A 22,837-nucleotide genomic window follows, 5' to 3' on the forward strand; every position below is an offset into this window, starting at 1 on the left:
ACCCCTGGCAGGGGTCGGAGCGGAGGGCCCGGGCCGTGTCCGTGTGCGTCGGACACCGTCGGGGGCCGGGGAGTGCCCCGGGTGTGGGGGGGCTCCGTGGGGAGCGACCGCCGCTCAGAGACGGGGCAGGAGCCAGTCGACGGAGGCGAGCAGTGCCTCGACGTCCGAGGTGTGGGTCGAGGGGAAGGTCGCGATGCGCAGTTGGTTGCGGCCCAGCTTGCGGTAGGGCTCGACGTCGACGATCCCGCTGGCCCGCAGTGCGGCGGCCAGGCGTGCCGCGTCGACCTGCTCGGAGAAGTCGACGGTGGCGACGACGGGTGAGCGCCACTGCGGGTTCGTCACGAAGGGCGCGGCGACGTCGCTGGCCTCCGCCCAGTCGTAGATGAGGTCGGAGGCGGCGCGTGACCGTCGGGCCATGGCCTCCAGCCCGCCCCCTGCGAGCATCCAGGCGATCTGGCGCTCCATGAGCACCAGCGTGGCCACGGCGGGGGTGTTCAGCGTCTGGTCCTTCGAGGAGTTGTCCATCGCGACGGCGAGGTCGAGGATCTGGGGGACCCACCGGTCCGTGGCCGCGTGGAGGCGCCTGGCGCGCTCCTGGGCGGCGGGGGAGAGCAGGGCGACCCAGAGCCCCCCGTCCGACCCGAAGCACTTCTGCGGGGCGAAGTAGTAGGCGTCCGTGGCGGAGACGTCGACGAGGGCGCCCCCCGCCACGGAGGTCGCGTCGACGAGGGTGAGGGCATCCCCGTGGCCGATGCGGCGCACCGGGGAGATCGCCCCGGTGGAGGTCTCGTGGTGCGGGTAGGCGAAGACATCGGGTGCGGAGAGGCCGTCGCCGCCCTCGTCCCCCGTCAGGATCGCGACCTCACCGGCCGCGGCCTCGACCACTGCGGGGGTCTCCAGGAACGGTGCCGCCGAGGTTTCCGTGACGAATTTGTGCCCGAATTCGCCGAAGGAGGCGTGCGCTGAGCGCCGTTCGACGAGGCACGCGGTGGCCACGGCCCAGAAGGTCGTGGTCCCCCCGTTGCCGAGCACGACCTCCCACCCGTCGGGAAGGTCGAAGAGCTGCGTCAGACCCTCGCGGACGGAGTGGACGACCGACCTGACGGGTGCCTGTCGGTGCGAGGTGCCCATCAGCAGGGGGGTGCCCAGGGCATCGAGCTGGTCGGCACGGATCCGCGAGGGGCCGCACCCGAAGCGACCGTCGGCGGGGCGCAGTTCGAGCGGGACGGTGGGCAGTTCGGAGGTCATGGAGGGCAATGTAGCCCGCGCGCACGGGGGTCGGGAGGGTGGTCCGCGGAGCGGGGGAGAGCGGTCCGGGCCGTGGGACGCCCCCATGCGGGGGCCGTGTCCGGGGGACGCAGGAGGCGGTGGAAGGGGCTGCGGGGACGTCCCGGCGTGGCTCCGGGAGGCCAGGTGCACCGGGGTGACCATATCCTTGGAGACGGCCACCACAAGGCGCAACTGCGCGGAGAGGACGGGACCGGATGGGCGACCTCATCGACACCACGGAGATGTACCTCAAGACCGTCTACGAGCTCGGCGAGGACGATGTGACCCCGTTGCGGGCTCGCATCGTCGAGAGACTCGGTCACTCGGGACCCACCGTCTCCCAGACCGTGGCCCGGATGGAGCGCGACGGACTGCTGCACGTGCTCGGTGACCGGCGCCTCGAGCTCACGGAGGAGGGCCAGGCCCGGGCGGTGGAGGTGATGCGCAAGCACCGCCTCGCAGAGAGGCTCCTCCTCGACGTCGTCGGCCTGGACTGGGCCGAGGTCCACGAGGAGGCCTGTCGCTGGGAGCACGTCATGTCCGACCAGGTCGAGGAACGCCTCGTGGACCTGCTCCACGACCCGAGCCTCGACCCGTACGGGAACCCGGTGCCCGGTGGCGGTGGGGCACTCGGGGGGACCTCCGTCGAGCTGGCCATCCGCACGCGGGGCGACGAGGGCGTCTCCGGAGTGGTGCGGCGCATCGGTGAGCCGATCCAGGCCGACACCGAGCTCCTCCGGGACTTCGAGGAGCTCGGTATACGTCCCGGGACACGCGTGGCCGTGCGGCCCGGGAACGGTGTGGTGCTCGTCACTGCGGAGGCTGTGGGCGCAGGGGCCGGGGAGGCCCGGACCCTCGCTCTGCCTGCGTCTTTGGCGCCCCACCTCTTCCTCGACGACGTCCACTGATGGGGTGGTCGTCACCCGCTGTCCACCGGGCCGTTATGAATACGTGACATCCGGGTCGGCAGCAGGCTAGTGTGAGTCCCGGTTGCGACGCAGCCGACCACACGTCATGAACCGAAGCCGGGCGGTGACGAACGTGGCACATCACCAGTCCGGCACGGGGGAACCACCAATCGGCCCGCAAGGGCCTCGGGGTGAAGTCCGGGAGACCGGACCGGGCTCTCCTGCCCGAATCCGACAGCTGACCTCGCAGGTTGAACAAGGAGAACGCACCACTCGTGACCACCGTCAAGACCGCGCCGCGGCACCGCAAGGCACGCCGCCCGCTCGCTCCCGTCACCGACACCCTTTCCTCCATCTCACTGAACCCCATGCGGGGGACCGCCGTCGTCTCCGTCACCGGTCTGGCCCTGACGGCTGCGGTGTCGGCAGCGGCGAACGCCGCTCCTGTCGCGCTGGCGGACTCCGCCCAGCAGGCGCCGACGGCCAAGGTCTCCGCCCTGGCGACCACCGTCACGGTCCCCGACATCGCGTGGACGGCCACCGACGAGGTCACCGCCACCGCGGAGGCTCCCGCGCCTGAGCCGGAGCCCGTCGAGGAGGCCACCGCGACGGCCCCCGAGGCGACTGCCGCCACGACGACCACCGAGGCCGCGGCCACGGACACCACCCAGGTCGCCTCCCGCAGTGAGACCCGCACCGAGGTCGCCGCCGTCGCCGCGAGCGGCGCGGGATCCTCGATCGCCGCCATCGCGCAGGGCATGCTCGGCATCCCCTACGTCTACGGTGGCTCGAGCTGGTCAGGCGCGGACTGCTCCGGATTCGTGCAGATGGTCTACGCGCAGGCGGGCATTTCGCTGCCGCGCACCTCCTACGCCCAGCAGGCCGGCGGGACGATCGTCTCCGCGGCCGCCGCGCAGCCCGGAGACATCGTCTCCTGGGGCTACCACGTCGGCATCTACATCGGCAACGGCATGATGGTGGACTCCTCCAAGCCGGGCACCGTCACCAGTGTCCGCGCGGTGTGGGGCAACCCGGTGTACGTCCGGTACTGACCGGACACCTCTTCCGGCGGGGCCGGGTCCCACGGGACCCGGCCCCGCCCTTTCGTGCACGCGATGACGCCCGTCGGGGCACAATGGAGGTGACACCCGACACAAGGAGGGCATCATGGGCTCCACAGAAGTGATCCTGGTGGGCGCGGACGGTTCGGCGGAGAGCCTCGCCGCGGTCAGATGGGCCGCGGACCGTGCGCTGCGCACCCAGGCTCGGATCCACGTCATCTGCACCTACGCACTCGCCTCCTACTCCGCCGCCGCCCTGGACGGCGGGTACGCGGTCCTCGACGACGAGGCCCTGCGTCGGGGCGCCCAACAGGTGGTTGACGAGGCGGTGGCGGCGGCGAAGGAACGTGGTGACGTCCGGGTCTCCGGCTCCATCGAGCCGGGGGATCCCGCGGCGGTCCTGGTCGAGATGTCACGGGAGGTGGATCTCCTCGTCATCGGGTCCCGGGGTGGGGGCGGGTTCGCGGACCGGCTCCTCGGGACCGTCTCCTCGGCGCTGCCCGCGCACTCGAAGTGCCCGGTGGTCATCGTCCCCAGGCACACCTCCGGCAAGGACTTCACCCCGGTGGAGCGGATCGTCGTCGGCGTGGACGGTTCCGACGTCGCCTCCTCCGCACTCCACCTCGCAGTCGACGAGGCGATCGTCTGGGGCGCGAAGCTGACGGCCGTCTCCGCGGTCCCCATCGCCTCGGGTGGCGGGATGATGTCCTGGCTGCCCGCATCGGTGGACCGGGACTCCCTGCTGCGCGATGTCCGCGAGGGCCTCAACAAGGCCGTCGCCAGTGCCGTCGACGGTCGTGACCTGGACGTCGCCCGTCACGCCCTGGACGGGTCGCCCGCCAACCTGCTCGTCGAGTTCTCCACGGCCGTCGACCTCGTGGTGGTGGGCACACGCGGGCGCGGCGGCTTCGCGGGCCTTCTGCTCGGGTCGACCTCCCAGACGGTCATCGCGCACTCGACGTGCCCGGTCCTGGTCGTGCCCTCGCGTCACCGCGACAAGGCGCCCGACCCGGCGTCGCGCTGGGAGCGTCGCTGACGGGTCGGCCGCGCCGGCGGCATCGTGGGAGGGGTCGGGGAGGGCCCGGAAGTCGTCCCCGACCCCTCCTGCTGTCGGTGTAGGCTGTCCCATGCCTCGGAGCGCCCTCGCCGGCGCGCCGACGGGCCCTCGTAGCTCAGGGGATAGAGCACCGCTCTCCTAAAGCGGGTGTCGGACGTTCGAATCGTCTCGGGGGCACAAGCAAACGCGCAGGTCAGGGGAGGTTTCATCCTCGGGTCATCGTCGCCCCGACCCTCGACCTGTCTCACTCTCCGAGGCGGCCGCCGGGAGAGTCGCCGTCCGGGCCGTCGTGATCTTGTCCGGCAAGGCGTCCAGGTCGTCGTCGAACAGGTCCGAGTAGACGTCCAGGGTGATCGAGGGCTCGCGTGTCCAAGCATCCGTTGCGGCACCAGGACGGACGCTCCTGACCGTACAGCCAGGCTCGCAGCCGTGTGGCGCAGCTCGTGAGGCGTGAGGCCGGCCAGTCCCACGTCCTCGGCGACCCCGTCCCACCATGCCCGGTGCATGTTGCGGTAGCGCAGGACCTCGCCCTTGGGGGAGGGGAACAGGAACACAGCGGGATCCCGGCCAGTCACCGCCGGCACCATGAGCTCGTCGAGGAACGACGGGTAGGGCACCGTGCGCCGTTCATAGTCCTTCGGTTGGGAGAACACCGCGCGCCCGTCGACCTCGGTCACGGACTACTCGACCCGCAGGCGTCGACGCTTGAGGTGGACGTCACGCACCTGCAGCGCCGCGATCTAACGGATCCGCAACCCCGTGTACGCCAGAACGTCGACGAGGAGCTGGTGGGCCTCTCCGGCTGCTTCTGACAGGTCCTCCACCTGGACATCACTCAGGTACCGACGCCGCTTCGCCGCCGGCGCCCGCAGACCGACACCCTCGCCCAGACTCGACGCCAGGCGCCGGGAACGAACGGCAGCCGACAGGATCGCAGAGAGCACCCCCTCGACCCCGCGGACCGTGTTCGGCGCCAGGCAAGACCGGGTCCGATCGTTCACGCACACCTGGACGTCATCGTGCGCGACATGCTCGAGCTTCACGGTGCCCCACCGGGGGAGCACATGTGAGCACACCCCGGTTGCGCGCCGTGGTCCCGTCCTTCCAGTCCGGGGACTTGACAAACACGACTGTGACGTCGCCCACCGCGGCCCTGGACCGCTGCGGGTCGATCCAGCCCCCACACCATGCCTGCCGACGCCTCATCGAGCCACCGCTGCGCGTCGACCTTCCGTCGGAACACCTTCGTGTACTGGCCCTTCGCCGCATCTTGATATCGGGCCCGCCACTTCCCCGACGGGATCTGAATGACACTCCCAACATCTCACCCCTTTTCGTCGTAGCGAGCTGACCAGAACCTCTCGCGCTCGCGGGCCTCATCGAGAAGCGGGCCGCGGTCCGCGCGACAAAGGGAGCGCAGCGATGAACTGGACCAACATCTATCGGTTCAAGACGCGGATCGAGCAGCTCGGGTTCGAAGTGCCAGCAAAGATCACGCGGGCCCTCGAACTGATCGAGGTCGTCGACGCAGCCGTGCCGGTGCCGAAGGTGGCTACTCCAGCCTCACAGACGATCAGGCTCGTGACCATCTGCTCGACCTGTCGATCCGCAGACACAACGACGGCGCCCACGGAGCATCTGGGCTCGAGGCGGGCGCAGGTCATCGATCGCGGTGATGTCGGCGCGGTCGAGGCGTGGCGCGCAGCCGAGCCAGCATGGCACGAGCTCGACGACTTCGCATCGACCAGGATCATTCTGATTGACGCAGTTCGACCTGGCGCCCACCCGGGAAGGCCTCCGGGACACGGTCGGCCAGGGATCACTTGGCGGACTCCCCGGGGAGCCGACTACTCGGTGTGCTTCGCAGCCGGGGAGAACTGGGCCGCTGACGGAACCTACTACGTGAACAAGGAAGAACCCGGGATGACCAACTGGATCTCCTTGCTGATGGGAGGACTCCACCTCAACACCATCGACGAGGTCAACACCTTGCTCGAGGACCAGCGATACGCGGTGCTCGTTCGACCGCGGGCGAACACAGACGAAGGGCGGGCCTAACCCACACCAAGAGCTCGGGCCGCCCTCTCTTCAGGCTCCCGCGCCAAGGTCGTCAGAGAATCCAGCGACGACCCGAGTCCGGCCTACCACCAGCGTGACCCAGTCCTCTCCCTCGGCCATTTCAGGACCGGGGGTAGGTCGAGAACGGCGGGATCCGTCCACTCGATAACCGGTGGGGGAAACTTCTGAGTCGTCGGAAGGGAGAAACCTGCTCCAGCAGCGCGACGGGGCGGTCTTCCACCCCATGCAATCCAGACTGGACTCCGGCTGACGAGCGATACGGCCGTATCGTTGCCATGTGAGCGAGTTCCTGCAGTGGTGGACGGCAGACCGGGCGATGGTCGCCATCACCGGAGTCGCCGCCGCTGCTGCGATCTTCACTCTGTGGGTGGGCATTTCGACTCTCCGAGCGTCGAAGCGAAACTACGAGCAGCAGGAACGGGACAGTCGAGAAGCAAACAGACCGATGATGGTCGCCGAGCTTCAACTTCGCCCCTACCTGCAGCGCCGCGGCTTTCTCGTCATCTCTAACTTGGGACGAACCGTTGCGCGGAACGTTCAGGTCACCCTCGACCCCCCGATCGATCGGGCCCACGTGCTGAACGAGCACTACCGGTCCACGATCAACGCGATCCAGACCCGTTACGCAGATCCCATCCCTGTCTTCATCCCAGGCCAGACCTGGACGAACCTCTACTGGATCGGCACCTTCTACGGTGACCATGAGAAGGAGGTCGATGTCGCGGACCGGTTCACGGTGCGGATCAGCTATGACGACGGCTCCGGGCACGATTATGGCGACGAGTTCGTCCTCGACTGGAAGACTCTGGGCATGGAGACGCTCTCCAGCACCTCCGAGGATGACCATGGCCTCCTCAAGTCCATCCGTGACCACCTCAAGCACGTTGATGACTCCCTCGTGGCTTTGAAGGGCGCCAGCAGATTCGTGGCCAGGTACTACGCCAGGCGAACCGGTACCACCGACGAGCTCGACGAGTAGTCCAGACCGACCTTCCCTGAGCGAGATCTGCATGCTCGAAGACCCCGTCGGCACAGCCGACGCACTGTGCTCCTCCGAGGGTGTCGGTAGCACCGACCCCCTTCTCGCCCTCGTCGAGCCTGTGGGCCGGATGAGATACGCCCGGCGTACACCATGTGACGTGACTCCGCGACGTCCTCAATCCTCCTCTGAGGGCTCCGCCTCCTCGGCTCGTCCGTGAACCCGCACGCCCGTGGTCTTCCTCAGTTCTGCCTCACCGTGGTCGGTCTAATCGTTGTCGATCGAACGTGCTGAACTCTCGGAATCGGCGCGATCACACCGGTCTCGGGTGCGTCGGTCAATGTCGTTTCATGCGAATGATGCCCCGGGAGATCTCCTAAAGCGGGTGTCGGACGTTCGAATCGTCTCGGGGGCACTGGTGGGGAACCAGCCGTGAGGTGCCGAGTTCTCGAGGTCGGACCTTCACGACTCCCGTCGTCCTGACCTCCGACGAGATCTTCGGCCCCCGGTGCCCGCAGTCCGGAGCCGTGCGCGGGGAGATCGTCGCGCAGGTGTCGGCCCACGCCCCGCGTGGTGTAGGTGCCCTGCGTCCCCGCACGAGAACACCACCTGCGACGTGCATCGCAGACGTAGGGTCGTGTCATGGAGACTCCGGAGTCCATCGTCGCTCGCATCTCACACAGGGACCCCGTCAGGGCAGAGGCAACGTTGCAGGCGGACATCCGGTCGTTCATCCTTCATGCCGGTCTCGACGTCTCGGACGACCAGATGTTGGATGTCGCGATGGAGTCCCAGGTGGGGGACGGGACGCGGCGCAGGATCGACATCGAGGCGGGGACGACCGTCATCGAGGTCAAGAAGGACCTCTCGCGCGGGACGACTCGCGCGGATGCCGAGGTCCAGTTGGCCGGGTACCTCCAGCGTCGCTCGAGTGAGCAGGGAGCCCGGTACCTGGGTGTCCTGACGGACGGGCACGAGTGGCGGCTCTACGTCCCCGACCCGGACGGGGACGGAGTGCTTCCGGCAGGCGATCCACTGGTGATCTCCTCAGCTGCGGACACCGAGCGCCTGCGGTACTGGTTGGGGACGGTCCTGGCCACGATTGAGCACGTGCGTCCGTCGGCCGAGGCCATCGTCCGGGCACTCGGGGCGGACTCCCCGGCCCACGCGGCCGACCACGCGACGCTGCACGCGCTCTACGCGGCGGGCTCGGCCTCCCCCGAGGTACGCCTCAAGCGGGAGCTGTGGGCGAAGCTCCTGCGCACGGCATTCGGCAGTTCTTTCGACGACGACCAGGACCTGTTCGTCGACCACACGCTGCTGGTCCTCATCGGTGAGATCATTGCCCATGCCGTCATCGGTTTCGACATCTCCCGGACGGGGGGACTCTCGGCCAGGGACCTGGTGTCGGGTGCGAGGTTCCGGGACTCCCAGATCAGCGGTGTCGTGGAGTCGGACTTCTTCGACTGGCCGGCCGACGTCGAGGGCGGTGACCAGTTCGTCCGGTCACTGGCGACGCGCCTGTCACGCTTCGACTGGTCCCGCCCCGACCACGACGTCCTCAAGCACCTGTACGAGGCCGTGATCTCCCAGAGCACGCGGGAATCCCTGGGTGAGTACTACACGCCGGACTGGTTGGCCGAGGCGATGATCGCGGACGTCGACACCGACCCCCTGGGGCAGGTCTGCGCGGATGTGGCCTGCGGGTCGGGCACATTCGTCTTCCACGCGGTGCACGCCTACCTCCGGGCGGCTGACGAGGCAGGGATCTCCAATGGGCAGGCGTTGGAGGGTCTGACCACCCATGTCCTGGGCATGGACGTCCACCCGGTCGCCGTGACCCTGGCACGGGTCACCTACCTGTTGGCGATCGGCTCGGAGAGGTTGACCGCCGCGGACCGCGGACCGCTGGGCGTGCCGGTGTTCCTGGGAGACTCACTGCAGTGGGAGGACCACCAGGACCTGTTCACCGGGGACGACACGCTCACGGTGTCGACGTCAGGGGATGAGTTGGTCAGTGGTGGGGGCGGCACGCTGTTCGCTGATGACCTGGTCTTCCCGCGGTCGGTGGCGGTGGAGGCAGACAGGTTCGATGCCCTCCTCTCCGACATGGCCGACAGTGCCCAGGACACGTCGGACACATTGGACCGGACCCTCATCGAGCCCATTCTCCGGCGTGCGAAGGTCACGGATTCCCACGCGAGGAGCGTCCTCACCCAGACCTTCGCCACCTGGCGATCCCTGAACCGGACAGGTCGTGACCACATCTGGGGCTACTACGTCCGGAACCTGGTCCGTCCGCTCTGGCTGACACAACCGGGGAACCGGGTGGACGTCCTGGTGGGCAACCCGCCGTGGCTGCGCTTCAACAAGATGACGGCGGACATGCAGGCGCGCTACCGGACCCTGGCGCGTGCACGGAACCTGCTGTCCGGACCACTCGGGGCCTCGGCACGGGACCTGTCGACCCTCTTCGTCGTACGCGCACTGGAACTCTATGCGGCGCCGGGCGCGCGCTTCGCCTATGTCATGCCGCAGGGGACGCTGACGCGCAAGCCGCACGACGGGTTCCGTTCGGGGGACTGGGGCCTTCCGGTCAGGGCCCGGTTCGACCGGGCGTGGGACCTCACCGGCGCGGCTGCGGCCACCGGTTTCCCGATGGTCTCGTGTGTCATCCGGGGTGAGGTCACGTCCGGCCCCGCGGAGCGCATGCCCGCCCGGGTCGAGGCCTGGACCGCCCACACCTCGTCCTCGGCACTGTCCTGGTCCGAGTTCGAGCCCGAGCTCGACCGCGAGCCGAGTCGCGTCAGCGTGCTCGACCCGCGAGGGGCCCATGAGGTCTCCCCCTACAAGAGGAAGTTCCGCAACGGCGCGATCATCTATCCCCGGGCCCTGCTCTTCGTGGTCGAGGAGGACGCCGGCCCACTCGGGTCAGGTGCGGGACGTGTCCGTGTCCGTTCCCGGCGCAGCTCCACGGAGAAGAAGCCGTGGAAGGACGTGCCTGACCTGACGGGGACTGTCGAGCGCGCCTTCATCCACCCCGTCCATCTGGGGGAGACCCTGCTCCCCTACCGGATGACGGAGCCGCTGGAGGCCGTCCTCCCGATCGGTCTGCAGGACCCCTCGGCCCTGGCCCCGCAGGACGAGATCGACGAGTACACCGGAATGTCCCGGTGGTGGGCCACCGTCGAGGAGCAGTGGGAGGCGCACCGTGTGAGGACGGAGAGGAAGCCGTTGCGTCTTCGCATTGACTACTCGGGTCAGTTGAGTGCCCAGCTGCCACTCGACGTTCCACAGCGGGTCGTCTACTCGAAGTCCGGCAACTCGTTGGCGGCGGCCGTTGTCGACGACCCTGTCGTCGTGATCGACCACAAGCTCTACTGGGCCCCGGTCCGATCACTCGCAGAGGGTCGTTACCTGGTCGGCATTCTCAACTCCTCGCCCCTGCTGGCCCGTGTCAAGCCCCTGCAGAACCAGGGACTGTTCGGCGGTCGGGACTTCGACAAGCACATCTTCGACATCGCATTCCCGGCGTACGACGGGACGGACGGGGATCACCATGACCTCGTGGCATCGGTGGAGAGGGCTGAGCAGGTCGCGGCATCGGTCGACATCGGGGCTTCACGGAGCTTCCAGGCGGCACGCAGGCTGATCAGGAGGGGTCTCGTCGACGACGGTGTCGCTGTGACGATCGACGACATCGTCGACCGAATCCTCCCTGCCCAGAATCCGGCCTGAGCACCTGCCCCGCCAGTTCACCGGCCTGGACGTCACCATCGCGGAGGAGACGCAGGAGAGAGCGCAGTGGGCACACTCGGTGAGGTCGTGGGAGTTGCCCGTGTGGCAGAGGGGATGTCCCACGAGGACCGTGCCGCACGGGTCGGTGCCACTCAGGCGACCCTCCCGCGCGTCGAGCGCGGCGTCCGACGTGACGACGGTGGCCGTGCCGCCCAGCCCGCTGCTTCCCGTGGAAAATGCCCGCGGTCGGGCCTACTGTTGGGGTGTCAGCCCCGGGCGACCCCGGGGGAGGTCCCTCCCGGACCACGACCGACAGGAAGGCAAGGGAGAAGGATGACCGACATCATTGAACAGACCGTCGTACCGTCCGCCGACGCCGGTGCGCGCCGCACGAGCCTGGAGGGCTCCGAGTCCGGCTTCGTCGCATCCGACGCGTTCATCACCGCACTGCAGCGTGTGCTCGTCGATCTGACGGAACTGCACCTGCAGGGCAAGCAGGCGCACTGGAACGTGGTGGGCAAGAACTTCCGCGACCTGCACCTGCAGCTCGACGAGATCGTCGAGGAGGCCCGCGAGCAGGCAGACGTCATCGCGGAGCGGCTGCGTGCACTCCACGCCGTGCCCGACGGGCGCAGCGCCACCGTGGCAGCGACCACCTCGCTGCCGCCGTACCCCAATGGTGAGGTCCAGACGGACCGCACCATCGACCTCATCACCGAGCGTCTCGACCACACCGTCGCCACGGTGCGCGAGGTGCACGACCTCGTCGACTCCGAGGACCCCACCACCGCTGACCTCCTGCACGAGATCATCTCCGACTTCGAGAAGCTGTCGTGGATGGTCAGCGCGGAGAACCGCGTCGCGGCCGAGTGAACCGACCGCACCTCCGGCGTGCTGGGCACGTCCGGTGACGGCACAGGGGCCCGGGGACAACGTCCCCGGGCCCCTCGTCACGCCCCGGCTCGGGCACGGGACGGACCGATTGGGGGGCCGCGCGGCACGCCTCGCCGATGTGCGGGCCGGGCACACTACCGTGGGAGCGTGGCACCCAGTCTCTTCTCGCGATCCCAGACGGCGGACCCGGACGGCCCCGAGCCCCGGGACGGGGCACCCGTGCCCCCGGCAGCAGCGCCCCTGGAGGCAACCGTGTCCCGGTGGAGGGACGAGCTGGGCGCCGTGACGACGGCCGACCAGGCGGCTGAGGGCACCCCGCGCCTGGGTCTCACACAGGCGCACCCCGGGGGCCTCGCCCAGCTCTACGCCGAGCACACCACGCGGCTGTCGAACCTCGTGCGTGAGCCCGCCGCCCATGCCCGTGCCCTGGAGGTGGCCCGCGAGATCCTGCAGCACTCCCGCGAGCTCACCGCCCGTCACGGGGTGGGCCCGGTACACCTGGCCATCGGACGCGCACAGTGGGACCGGGACGGTGCCCGCGTGTCCTCGCCCGCGATGCTCCGCCCGGTCCTCCTCGAGGAGGACGCCGGGGGAGACATCCTGCTGACACTGCGTCCGGGCGCCGAGATCGGACCGGGGCTGGCCAGTGCCCTCGCCGCGCGACGGGTCTCCATCGACGTCCCCGCGCTGCTCGCCGACGCGCGGACCGTGCACGGGTTCGCACCGTCCCGCGCCCTGTCGACCCTGCGTGGGATCGGCTCGGCGCTGGACCGGTTCGACCTCCGCGACGACCTCGTCCTGGGCATCTTCGAGCATCCCGCCACCGTGCTGCTGCGGGAGCTCGACCATCCCCACACCCTCCTGTCCAGCCCGGTGGTGCGCGCTCTCGCCGGTGACGGGCAGGCGCGTTCGGAGATGCGGACCGCACTGCCGGACCCGAACCCCGCCGACCGCGATCCCTGGGAGGAGCCGGGGGTCGGGGACCTCACACCCCGCCAACTCGACGTCGTCGAGGCGGTCACCGCGGGACGCTCCCTGGTCATCGACGTCCCCGACGGAGGCGACGACACCCCCGTCCTCGCCGCCCTGCTCGCCGAGTCCGGCTCCCGCGGACGTTCCACGCTGCACGTGGCGGGGTCGCCCTCGCGCACCTCACGACTCGCGGCGCGGCTGCGCGCCCTGGGCCTGGACGAGATGGCGGTGCGGGTCGACGGCGGCTCCGAGGACGGACAGGGACTGCGCACGCTCCTCGCCGACGCCATGGCCGACACCTCCGACGTGGTGGACCCCACCGAGGTCGACGAGATGCGCACGCAGCTGAGGCGCGTGCGCGAGGCGCTGTCCTCCTACACGACCTACCTGCACCGCCCGTTCGAGCGATTCGGCGCCTCCGCCTACGACGCCCTCCAGGTCCTCACCGACCTCACCGGCGCGCACCCCGCGCCCCGTACCCGCGTCCGTCTGCGCGAGGACGTCCTCATCGACGTCGCCCACGACCAGGGCGAACGGGCCCGGACCCTGCTGCACCGTGCCGGGGCACTCGGGATCTTCTCCCGGACCACCGAGCACATGGCCTGGCGGGGGGTGGTCATCAACTCCGCCGAGCAGGTCCCCGACGTGCTGCTGCGCGTGAGGCGTCTCGCCACCGAGACCCTGCCGGAGATGCGCGTCCACATGGGGGCCGTCGCCGGTGAGACCGGGATCGTCACCGCGACCACGCTCGCCCAGTGGGAGGAGCAGCTGCGCATGCTCGAGGGCGTGCGTGACGTCCTCGACGTCTTCCGCCCCGCCGTCTTCGAGCGCTCCGCGGCCGACATGGTCATCGCGACCGCCCCCAAGCGCTGGCGGCGTGAACACGGGATCACAATGAAGCGATCCCAGCGTTCTCGGCTCGTCAAGCAGGCGAAGGACCTGGTGCGTCCCGGTCGCCATGTCGAGGACCTCCACCACGAGCTCCTCCTCGTCCAGGAGAAGCGGGAGGTGTGGCGCCAGCACTGCGACTCCGACGGCTGGCCCCGCCTGCCCCAGCGCCTCGACGAGGCCTCTGCCCTGGCCGCCTCGGTCCGCGCCGACCTCGACCGTCTCTCCCCGTTGCTCTCCACCGCGCACCCGGACCTGGCGCACATGCCGGTCACCGACCTGGCGCGCCTCATCGACCGTCTCGACGCGGATCCCGAGGGTGCCCGGGAGCTGCCCCAGCGGGTGGCCGTCCTCAAGGCCCTCTCCGAGGCCGGCCTGGAGGACCTCGCCGCGGACCTGCGGGCCCGCCACACGCCCGACGGCCTCATCGACGCCGAACTCGACCTCGCCTGGTGGGCGTCGGTGCTCGGGACCATGCTCGCCTCGGAGCCCCGTCTGGGTGGTTTCGACCCGACGCGGTTGGAGGGGATGCTCGAGGAGGGACGCGAACTCGACCGGGAGCAGGTCGCCTCCCTGACCCCCCAGGCACTCCAGCGCCTGCGCCGTCTGCGCCGCCAGGCCCTGGCCACCCGTCCCGAGCAGCAGGGCGACCTCCTGGCCGCCCTGCAGGCGGGCGTCCCCGCGACGGAGCTCTACGCCCGCCACGGGCTCGTCTCACACCTGGTGCCCGTGGTCCTCACCGTGCCCACCCTCGTACCGAGGCTGGTGCCCGAGGGGCACCGCATCGACCTGCTCGTCCTCGACGACGTCGACGACCTCCCGCTGGCTGAGCTCGTGCCGCTCATCGCCCGCGCGCGCCAGGTCGTGGTCGTCTCCGACCTCTCACGCACCGCGCCCGGGAGCGCGGCGGCCGCCCTCGCCGAGGTCCTGCCCGCCACGCGCCTCCAGGTGAGGCCCGCCCAGCTCAACGACCAGGTCGCCCGCCTGCTGAGCGCCCACGGCGCGGAGGGGACCGGTGTCCCCGTGCCCTGGACCACCGCCTCCGCGACCGTGCGCGCCGTGTGGGCCGAGGGGTCGGGCATGCCCGCCCCCGGTGCCTCCGCCGTGGAGTCCTCCACCGCAGAGGTCCAGGCCGTCGTCGACGTGGTGGTGGACCATGCGCTCACGGAGCCCGACCGGTCGCTGGCCGTCATCGCCCTGAACCCGCTCCACGCCACGCGCATCCGCCAGGCGGTGTCCCGGGAGGTCGAGGCCTCCCCGGGCCTGGCCTCCTTCTTCGGGCCCGACGCGGCGGAGCCCTTCGTGGTGACGGACCCGGCAGGGGCCCGCGGGCTCGGACGTGACCACGTGGTGGTGGCGGTGGGCTACGCCAAGACCCCCCACGGCCGTGTCCTCCACGACTTCGGCGTGTTCTCCACACAGCAGGGGCTCGCCGCCATGGCGGACGTGCTGCGTGCGGTGCGCGGTGACCTCACCGTGGTCTCCTCCATCCGGGCCTCCGAACTCGACCGCTCCCGCCTCTCCGCCGAGGGGGCACGCATGCTCGCGGACCTCCTCGACGTCGCCGAGGGAGGGGCGGGGACTGGGCCGGGCGAGTGGCCGACCCTGGAGGCCGCTCCCGACCGGCTCCTCGTCGACCTCGCCGACCGGCTCTACGGCATGGGTCTGGAGGTAGTGCCGAACGTGGGCATCCCCGGGGGGATGCGGATCCCACTGGCCATCGGTCACCCCGAGGTCCCCGGTCGTCTGCTGGTGGCCGTGCTCACCGATGACGAGACCTACGTGGCCGAACCCTCCCAGAGGGTCCGCGACCGCGTGTGGCCGGCCCTGCTGGAGGCACAGGGGTGGAAGGTGCGCACGGAGCTGTCCATGGCGGTGTTCATCGATCCCCAGCACGAGGCCGAGGAGATCGTCCAGGTGGTCCTCGACGCCGTCGACGGCATCAACGGCCCTCAGGCCGAGGTCGTGGAGATACCGGAGGATGCTGCCGTCGACCCGCCGGAGGTCGACCCGGTGCTCGACGCCCGGGTCGCGGTCACCGACGACCTGCGGGAGCGTCACGACACGCTCACCGGCCCCGGCGCGGCGCCGGGCTCCCCGGGGCGACGACCGGGAGGGACAGGACGGGGGGCCGCCACCCAGCGGACGCCCGACCGGCGATCGCCCGGGGCCTGCCACTGGCGGCCTACGGCGACGACCAGCTCGACGAACTGGCCGAGTGGGTCCGCTCCGACGGCGTCACGCGTGACGAGGAGACGATGGTGGACGAACTGCGTGAGGCACTTGGCCTCACCCGCAGGGGTGTGCAGACCGACGCCGTGCTGCGCAACGTCGTCCGCCGGACCTCCCCGCAGCCATGACGGGGACGGAGGGTGGTCGCGTTCCGGGTGGACGCGGGAGTGGTCGGCCCGGCCCGGAGGTCGACGGGTCCGGGCAGGACCGCGCCGAGGGCGACGGGAGTGTGACGGCGCCGCGCCGACGGCGGGGGAGTCGACGCGCCGTGCGAGTCTCGGACATGGACCGCCGCCTCATCGAGCGTGGACTCCCCCCCTCGTGGGAGGAGAAGGTCGACACGGAGGACCTCACGGTGCGCGGTGGGGACGGTCGCGATCCTGACCGCGGCGACGGGGCCAATGACCGGCGCCTCCTGGACAACGTCCCCCCGCACTCGCAGCCGAGGGCCTGAGGCGGCAGTCCAGTGGTGGCGGGCCCCGCCGGGCCGATCCGCCCCCAGGCGGCGACTCCTGCGCCACTGACCGGCCGGGGGACGGCCCGCCCTCCGGGTACCCCCCCTGGAACGGAGGTGGGCCCCGCACCGGGAGGTGCGGGGCCCACTGGGCTCATGACGTCCTGGAGCGGACGCCGGAGGACTCACTTCCCGGAGGGGATCTCCTTGGCGAGCAGGTCGCGGATCTCGACGAGGAGCTTGGTCTCCTCGGTCTGCTCCGGCTCGGCCTCCTCGACCTTCGTCTTGTTCATCGCAGCCAGCTTGTTCATGGGCAGGACGATGAAGAAGTACAGGGCGATGGCCACCAACAGGAAGTTGACCAGGGCGGTGAGGATCGCCCCGGGCTGGACGACTGCCGCGTTGTCCCCCGTGCCGATGGTGAACTGCAGCAGGGAGTCGAAGTTCGGCTTGCCGAAGATGCCGCCGATCAACGGGTTGATGAACTTGTCGACCACCGCCGTGATCACGGCGGTGAAGGCACCACCGATGATGACGCCGACGGCGAGGTCGATGACGCTGCCGCGGGAGATGAAGTCCTTGAAGCCCTGGATCATGGGGAGTCTCCTCTGTGTTGGGTGACAGGCGCCCCGCCCGGAGGGCGCAGCACCAGGCTGAGTGTTCCCGCCCCGGTGTGGCCCAGGACGCGGCCGGTGTCCACCACGCGGAGGACGAGACCCACCCGCGCGGTGGGTGAATTCCCCCACGAGGAATCATCGTCGACCACCATCGAGGTTAGGCGTACCTCCTGCGCCAGCAAAGATGCCACGCAGCCCGACCCGTCACACACCTGGGGGGCCGACCAGATGTCCACGATGTCACCCGCCTCGAGACCAGCGGTTTGGTGGAGGGGGACGACGAGGCTCAGGCGCGCCTCCCCGGCTCCGAGGACGCGGCCCCCGGGAGACCCGTCCACGTTCGACTCCGTGAGGATGGTGCCCTCATCGAGGGGCGCTCCCTGCCAGGTCCCCGGAAGGATGGCGTCGGTGTCGAGGGCGTCGGCGGGGACGGCCGCCTCCGGGACACGGACCTCCCGGACATCGGCCCGGGAGAGCGCCCCACCCTCCACCACACGGTGACGCAGGACGAGGACCGGGAGGCCCTCCGGCTGCGGGCGGAGGGCGAGGAGCACCGACACCACCAGACCCGCCAGGAGCAGCGCGCACAGGACCGGACGCAGGCGGGCGAGGAGGCGGGCGAGGCGGTCGGTGTCCATCGACCCAGTCGAGCACGGGGCGCGGCAGGACTCCCGTTGACCCGGCCGTGCTGTGGAGGGGCCACACGGGTCGACCGGACCTGTGGAGGGTGCTTCGGGTCCGTCCGCACCCGTCCGTGCGCACCGCCAGCTGTCAGCGCCGCCCGGTCCCGCCCGGTCCCCCGGGGTGGATGAGGATCGTGCGTGAAGGGGTGATGACGGCGTCCACGGGGCGGTCATGGGGTTCGCGGGGCAGGGACTCCGCCGGCAGGACCTCCTCGTCGAAGACTGCCGCGACCACGGGGGTGCCGGGCCGGAGGTGGAGGAGGGCCCGGTCGTACCAGCCACCCCCCTGTCCCAACCGCGTTCCCGACAGGTCGACGGCCAGCGCGGCGACCAGCACGATCGCGGCATCGGCGAGGGCCTGCGGGGGCAGGACCGGGCCCGCCGGCTGGGCGGGTCGCCGAGGGTGTGGGTGTGTCAACTCCCCTGAGCCGCCCTCGTGGGTCCCCCACGCCGGGGTCGGCAGGGGGACGCCCGCCGGGGTGACGAGGACGGGGAGGAGGGAGCGGGGCTCGGCGTCGACGATGGGGCGGACGTCCGGCTCCTGTGCGGTGGGGACGAACAGCGCCGGCAGGCGGTCGGCGGGTCCCCCGGAGGGAGACGCCAGGCCCAGCTCGGGCAGGAGACTCCTCCAGGCGGCCAGCATGCCGTCGGGATCCGCGGGATCGAGGTGTCCCGAGTCCGTGGACGTCCGGCGGGCACCCTGTCGGCGGTCCGCCCGTGCGGCGCGCACCGCGCCCCGGATCCGTGCCTTCCGTGTCGCCATGACCCATCCAATCCCCGGCCCTCGGCTAGTGTGGCCATCATGGCAGACATCACGGGGCTGGTCCGGCACCGAGTCGTCCCGACGGCGCACACCCACGACACGTCCTCCGGGAACGTCGTCACCGGACGTCGCGCACCCGACGCGGGCACCCTCGACGTGGTCGACCACCACCGGCAGGACAGGGGCTGAGCGTGCGGTCCGTCGCCGATTTCTACCAGGACTGCCTCAACGCCGTCGGCCAGCAGCCGCCCCTGGACGTGCAGCTCGTGGACGCCGTCTCCTGCGTGCTCGCCGAGGACGTCCGCGCGCCCTTCGACCTGCCCGTCGCCGACCTCGCGGCCTGTGACGGGTATGCCGTGCGCTCCGCCGACCTCGCCGGTGCCGCGCCTGACTCGCCGGTGACCCTCTCGGTGACCGAGGAGGTCCGAGCGGGGGACGTCGACCCCGCCGCCCTCGCAGTGGGCTCCGCGATCCGCATCGCCTCCGGTGCCCCGGTCCCAACCGGTGCGGACTCCGTCATCGCGCTGGACTTCACCGACCACGGGATGGCCCGGGTTGTGGTGAGGACACAACCGGCGGTGGGGGAGAACATCCGTCGGCGGGCCGAGGACGTGGAGCGCGGGGCCGTGGTCCTGCGCAGTGGGACCCGTGTGGGGGCCCGGCAGGTCGCCCTCCTCGCCGGTGTGGGCCGATCGCGGGTGGTCGTGCACCCCAGGCCCCGCGTGGTGATCATCTCCATCGGGGACGAGATCGTGGAGCCGGGACGCCAGGCGCGACCGGGTACCGTCTTCGACGCCAACGGACATGCCCTGTCCACCGCCGTCGCCGACGCGGGGGCACAGACGTTCAGGGTCGCCGCGGTGCCGGACGAGCGCCTGGTGCTCAGTGAGACCATCGAGGACCAACTCGTCCGGGCCGACCTCATCGTCACCACCGGGGGCATCTCCTACGGATCCGGGGACACGGTGCGGGAGGTGCTCGGTTCCCTGGGCACCGTCCGCTTCGACAACGTCGCCGCCTGGCCGGGTCACATCCTCGGGGTGGGCACGGTCGGTGAGGGGACGCCCATCTTCTGCCTCCCCGGTGACCCGGTGTCCGCCCAGGTCTGCTTCGAGGTCTACGTGAGGCCCGCGTTGAGGCACATGCAGGGGTGGACGGTGCTGAACAGGCCGAGCATCCAGGCGAGCGTGGACCGGTCCTGGTACTCCCCGCGTGGCCGACGGGAGTTCGTGCGGGTGCGCCTCAGTGGTGATCCGGGTTCCGGGTACCGGGCGAGGGTGATGGGGGCGCCCGCCTCCCTGCTCCTGTCCGCCCTGGCCGAGTCGAATGCGCTGGCGATCGTCCCCGAGGACGTCACGAACGTCAGGGCCGGGGACTCGCTGAGGTGCATGGTGCTGGACTGATGGGACGGCACTGATGGCGCGCGTGTGGGGCAGACCCGTCCAGGAGCTGACACTGGTCGTGAACGACCCCGTCGGGAAGGGCTTCCTGCGGCCGGGGCCCGCCGGGGGCGCGGCCCCGCGCAGGCTCGTGCTGCGACCCGCCCTGGGCCGCGACCACCAGCGCATCGACGCGGTGAGGCGGCGCGACTGGAAATGGCTGGGACCGTGGGAGGCGACCCTCCCCGCGGGCTCGACGGAGGACCTGCCGGACCTCGCGACATTCCGGCGACGGATCGACCGCCAGCAGAGGCGCGGCGAGGCACTGCTGATGGTGGCGGAGCTCGACGGGGAGGTCGCGGGACTCTTCTCCCTCTCCGGTGTCCAGCGCGGTGCCATGTGCCAGGGCTCGCTCGGGTACTGGGTGGCCGGTGGGTACGCCCACCGCGGTCTGGGCTCCCTGTGCACCGCGATGTTCATCGACCTCGTCATCGGAGAGCTGGGGCTGCACCGCATCGAGGTCAACGTCCGCCCGGAGAACGGACGTTCGTTGGGGCTGTGCCGGAAGTTGGGCCTGCGGCGTGAGGGTCTCAAGGTGCGCTACATGAACATCGCCGGACGGTGGGCCGACCACGTCGCCTTCGCGATCGACGCCGAGCAGCTCCCCGAGGGTGGGCTGGTGGCCCGGGTGTGGGGCCACGCCGCGGTGTGACCCCACACCCGTCGCGCCGCACACCCCGGGGCGCACGGAGGGTCCCGAGTCCACCGGCCGTGGGAGCCCGGCCTCGCGGCGGGCAGCGGGCCGGTCGTCGGGTGGGCGCCGGTCGTCGGGGTCGGCGCGGGCATCTCCGGTCCCCGAATCGTCAACACGCGAGGGGCCCCGGGCACCGGGACCCTTCGGTGACCGTAGCGTGGGGACCGTGGAGTATGGAGGGGTGGTCGTCGCCGCTGCGGTGGCGATCGTGTGTCTTCTCCTGCTCCCACACCTGGTCTCCAGACGCACCGCCATCACCCAGTCGAGGGAGTTCGACCGCTTCTCCCCGGGCATGAGGGTGTTGAGGACGGAGAACGGCGAGACGGTGGGACCGACCCAGCAGTGCCGGTCCCCTCAGCGGAGCCTCTCGGCCTCCGCATCCGGGCACCGAACAGCAGGAGGCACCATGTCGCCCCACGTTGAGGACGGCCGCCGACCCATCGTGGGCGCGCGCGCCGCGCACCGCGAGAATGCCCGTGTGCGCGAGATCGCCCAGCTGCGCGCGCGTCGCGCTGCCCGCCTGGCCAATGAACGGGCCGCCGGACAGCGTCGCTTCCTCGCCTCGGCCCTGACGGCGTTGGCAACCCTGGCCGTCGCCGCGCTCGCGGCCTTCTCGGTGATCGGATGGGCGTGGGTGGCGCTCCCGGCCGTCCTGCTGGCGGCCGCACTCGGCGCCTCGAGATGGGCCGCCATCCGGTCCGAGGCTGCCGGCCGCAGTGAGGACGCGCGCCTCCGGGAGCTCAGGGAAGGGCTCGACGGGCGCGGCCGGACCTCCCGTCCACCGCGCTCGGGGCGCCCGGAGGGGCGCGCAGGTGCGGCTCCCGGCTCGGCGGGAGGACCTGCCGACGAGGGCGCGGCCTCCGAGTCGTCCCGGGGAACTGGGCTCGGATCCGCATCACCGGGCGGAGCCGACACACCCGGGCAGGTGGCGGAGGAGACGTCTCCGGGTGAGTCCGGTGAGGAACTCGACGACGGTGCCGTGCAGACCCCCGAGATGACGGGCAGACCCAACGACGCGACCACGGAGTCCGCGCGGGAGGGGACAGAGGTCCCGCGGGAGCCCGGGGCGCAGGGGGAGCGCACCTGGAGTGTCACCGCCGTCCCGCAACCCACCTACGCTGCACGGACCCGGGTGGAGGGACGCCAGGTGCATGCCGACACCGACCTGAGGGGGATCCCCGCTGTGGCCGCCTCGGTGCCGGCGCGACCTCGTGCGGCAGGGAGTGCGAGTGAGCCCGCCCGGTCCACCCAGGACGTGGTGGCCTCGCAGCCGGTGGTGTTCGACCTGGATGCCGTCCTCGACAACAGGCGCGCCGCCCAGTGAGGTGGCGGGGACACCTGTCCCCCGAGGGTTCCCGCTGCCGGTGCAACGGCGCTTGACGAGGGAATATGCACTCGTCGGAAGCGGGTGCTAAACTGACCGGGCCTTGGGGCTATGGCGCAGTTGGTAGCGCGTCTCGTTCGCAATGAGAAGGTCGGGGGTTCGAATCCCCCTAGCTCCACCAAACGGGCAGTCGGCCCCACCACTGAGGGAACTCAGGGTGGGGCCGAAGTCGTCCCCGAGCCGAACTGTGACGCGGATCAGCCGTCGTGCCAGTCGATCGAAGATCTCTGCTCCCGGCCCCCTCGTCCCTCCCCGTGGGCCGTTGCTCGGCCGGCGCGCGAAGAGTGGGTCCCGTGGGCCCCGGAGGGAGCCGTCCGAGGCCTCCACGCGCCACATCGTGGCCAGAGCTCCACCGACGAGTCCTCGGGAGGATCCCCGGCGCCGCACGTGAGCGGACGTGGGCCCGCGGACCTCAGCAAGGGAGCACCCGGTCGGCCGCGCCGGGACCCGGAGGTGTGCGCACGGTGGACGTGCTCGCCGACAGCCACTCCCACTGGCTGACAACGCGTCGGAGAGCGCAGGTCAGGGGCTGGTGAGGAGGCTCACCCACTCCCCGCTTGACCGCCTGTGGGAGCCTGCGTAATCTTTCTATCCGTTGCCCCGGCCGGTCGGAAACGAAAGGCCCGGGGAAACAGCCTGGACAAGCAGTTGATATTCACCCCGATTTGACACGGGTGAATATTGCGGTAAGCTTGCATGGCTGCCTCGGAAGGGGCGCTGATCACT

The 22,837-nt window shown here is 70.7% G+C and carries 16 protein-coding genes, 2 tRNA genes, 1 pseudogene and 1 riboswitch; of the genes and pseudogenes, 14 read left to right on the top strand and 5 right to left on the bottom strand.

Translation table 11 applies throughout. The features are described 5' to 3' along the window. Positions 1 to 114 precede the first annotated feature (114 nt). Entirely contained in the window at positions 115 to 1,248 is a 1,134-nt protein-coding gene (serC, locus tag TA90_RS09015; protein WP_043535887.1) for a phosphoserine transaminase, read from the bottom strand. A gap of 236 nt (positions 1,249 to 1,484) precedes the next feature. On the opposite strand from serC, the gene TA90_RS09020 reads away from it, so the two are divergent. From TA90_RS09020 to TA90_RS09035, 4 genes are all read left to right on the top strand, one after another. Continuing rightward, positions 1,485 to 2,177 (top strand): metal-dependent transcriptional regulator, encoded by a 693-nt coding sequence (locus TA90_RS09020; protein ID WP_043535875.1) that lies wholly within the window; start codon positions 1,485 to 1,487, stop codon positions 2,175 to 2,177. A 132-nt stretch (positions 2,178 to 2,309) separates the two neighbouring features. Then, a riboswitch (cyclic di-AMP (ydaO/yuaA leader) is annotated at positions 2,310 to 2,445 on the top strand. 7 nt (positions 2,446 to 2,452) lie between these two features. Beyond that, positions 2,453 to 3,229: a C40 family peptidase gene (locus TA90_RS09025; protein ID WP_043535876.1), complete on the top strand. Its 777-nt coding sequence runs from the start codon at positions 2,453 to 2,455 to the stop codon at positions 3,227 to 3,229. Positions 3,230 to 3,344: 115 nt separating this feature from the next. Further along, the gene (locus TA90_RS09030) at positions 3,345 to 4,274 is read left to right on the top strand and encodes a universal stress protein (protein WP_043535877.1); all 930 of its coding nucleotides are present in this window, start codon (positions 3,345 to 3,347) and stop codon (positions 4,272 to 4,274) included. 125 nt (positions 4,275 to 4,399) lie between these two features. Continuing rightward, a tRNA-Arg gene (locus TA90_RS09035) sits at positions 4,400 to 4,472 on the top strand. A gap of 188 nt (positions 4,473 to 4,660) precedes the next feature. Here TA90_RS09035 and TA90_RS16040 read toward each other — a convergent pair. Continuing rightward, a pseudogene (locus TA90_RS16040) lies at positions 4,661 to 4,972 on the bottom strand (tyrosine-type recombinase/integrase); the annotation flags it as partial. Between the two features lie 745 nt (positions 4,973 to 5,717). On the opposite strand from TA90_RS16040, the gene TA90_RS09045 reads away from it, so the two are divergent. The 5 genes from TA90_RS09045 (at position 5,718) to TA90_RS15890 (ending at position 16,461) form a co-directional block, all read left to right on the top strand. Next, positions 5,718 to 6,353, top strand: coding sequence for a hypothetical protein (locus tag TA90_RS09045; RefSeq protein WP_043535878.1), 636 nt, complete (start codon positions 5,718 to 5,720; stop codon positions 6,351 to 6,353). A gap of 298 nt (positions 6,354 to 6,651) precedes the next feature. Further along, entirely contained in the window at positions 6,652 to 7,353 is a 702-nt protein-coding gene (locus tag TA90_RS09050; RefSeq protein WP_043535879.1) for a hypothetical protein, read from the top strand. Between the two features lie 642 nt (positions 7,354 to 7,995). Further along, complete coding sequence (locus TA90_RS09055; protein ID WP_043535880.1) at positions 7,996 to 11,091, top strand: N-6 DNA methylase; 3,096 nt, start codon at positions 7,996 to 7,998, stop codon at positions 11,089 to 11,091. A gap of 333 nt (positions 11,092 to 11,424) precedes the next feature. Then, positions 11,425 to 11,964: a Dps family protein gene (locus TA90_RS09060; protein WP_043535881.1), complete on the top strand. Its 540-nt coding sequence runs from the start codon at positions 11,425 to 11,427 to the stop codon at positions 11,962 to 11,964. A gap of 168 nt (positions 11,965 to 12,132) precedes the next feature. After that, entirely contained in the window at positions 12,133 to 16,461 is a 4,329-nt protein-coding gene (locus TA90_RS15890; protein ID WP_156135664.1) for a prevent-host-death family protein, read from the top strand. Positions 16,462 to 16,716: 255 nt separating this feature from the next. On the opposite strand, the gene mscL is transcribed toward TA90_RS15890, so the two are convergent. From mscL to TA90_RS09080, 3 genes are all read right to left on the bottom strand, one after another. Further along, positions 16,717 to 17,127, bottom strand: coding sequence for a large conductance mechanosensitive channel protein MscL (gene mscL / locus TA90_RS09070; protein WP_043535882.1), 411 nt, complete (start codon positions 17,125 to 17,127; stop codon positions 16,717 to 16,719). Continuing rightward, positions 17,124 to 17,786 (bottom strand): CpaB family protein, encoded by a 663-nt coding sequence (locus TA90_RS09075; protein WP_043535883.1) that lies wholly within the window; start codon positions 17,784 to 17,786, stop codon positions 17,124 to 17,126. The genes mscL and TA90_RS09075 overlap by 4 nt, the downstream gene beginning before the upstream one ends. 133 nt (positions 17,787 to 17,919) lie before the next feature. Further along, positions 17,920 to 18,594 carry a 5-formyltetrahydrofolate cyclo-ligase gene (locus tag TA90_RS09080; protein WP_043535884.1) on the bottom strand — a complete coding sequence of 225 codons (675 nt, stop codon included), beginning with the start codon at positions 18,592 to 18,594 and terminating at the stop codon, positions 17,920 to 17,922. 39 nt (positions 18,595 to 18,633) lie between these two features. On the opposite strand from TA90_RS09080, the gene TA90_RS14630 reads away from it, so the two are divergent. The 5 genes from TA90_RS14630 to TA90_RS09100 all read left to right on the top strand — a co-directional run bounded on the left by TA90_RS14630 (position 18,634) and on the right by TA90_RS09100 (position 22,232). Then, entirely contained in the window at positions 18,634 to 18,783 is a 150-nt protein-coding gene (locus TA90_RS14630) for a hypothetical protein (RefSeq protein WP_156135665.1), read from the top strand. Between the two features lie 2 nt (positions 18,784 to 18,785). Further along, a complete protein-coding gene (locus tag TA90_RS09085; protein WP_043535885.1) occupies positions 18,786 to 19,997 on the top strand; it encodes a molybdopterin molybdotransferase MoeA in 1,212 nt (403 codons plus the stop codon). A 13-nt stretch (positions 19,998 to 20,010) separates the two neighbouring features. Continuing rightward, on the top strand, positions 20,011 to 20,685 hold the full coding sequence (locus tag TA90_RS09090; protein ID WP_043535886.1) for a GNAT family N-acetyltransferase: 675 nt from the start codon (positions 20,011 to 20,013) through the stop codon (positions 20,683 to 20,685). A gap of 208 nt (positions 20,686 to 20,893) precedes the next feature. Beyond that, entirely contained in the window at positions 20,894 to 22,051 is a 1,158-nt protein-coding gene (locus tag TA90_RS09095) for a hypothetical protein (RefSeq protein WP_043535889.1), read from the top strand. A 105-nt stretch (positions 22,052 to 22,156) separates the two neighbouring features. Then, positions 22,157 to 22,232 (top strand) — tRNA-Ala (locus tag TA90_RS09100). Positions 22,233 to 22,837: the final 605 nt, after the last annotated feature.

The organism is Actinomyces polynesiensis, assembly GCF_000820725.1.
Lineage (GTDB): Bacteria > Actinomycetota > Actinomycetes > Actinomycetales > Actinomycetaceae > Pauljensenia > Pauljensenia polynesiensis.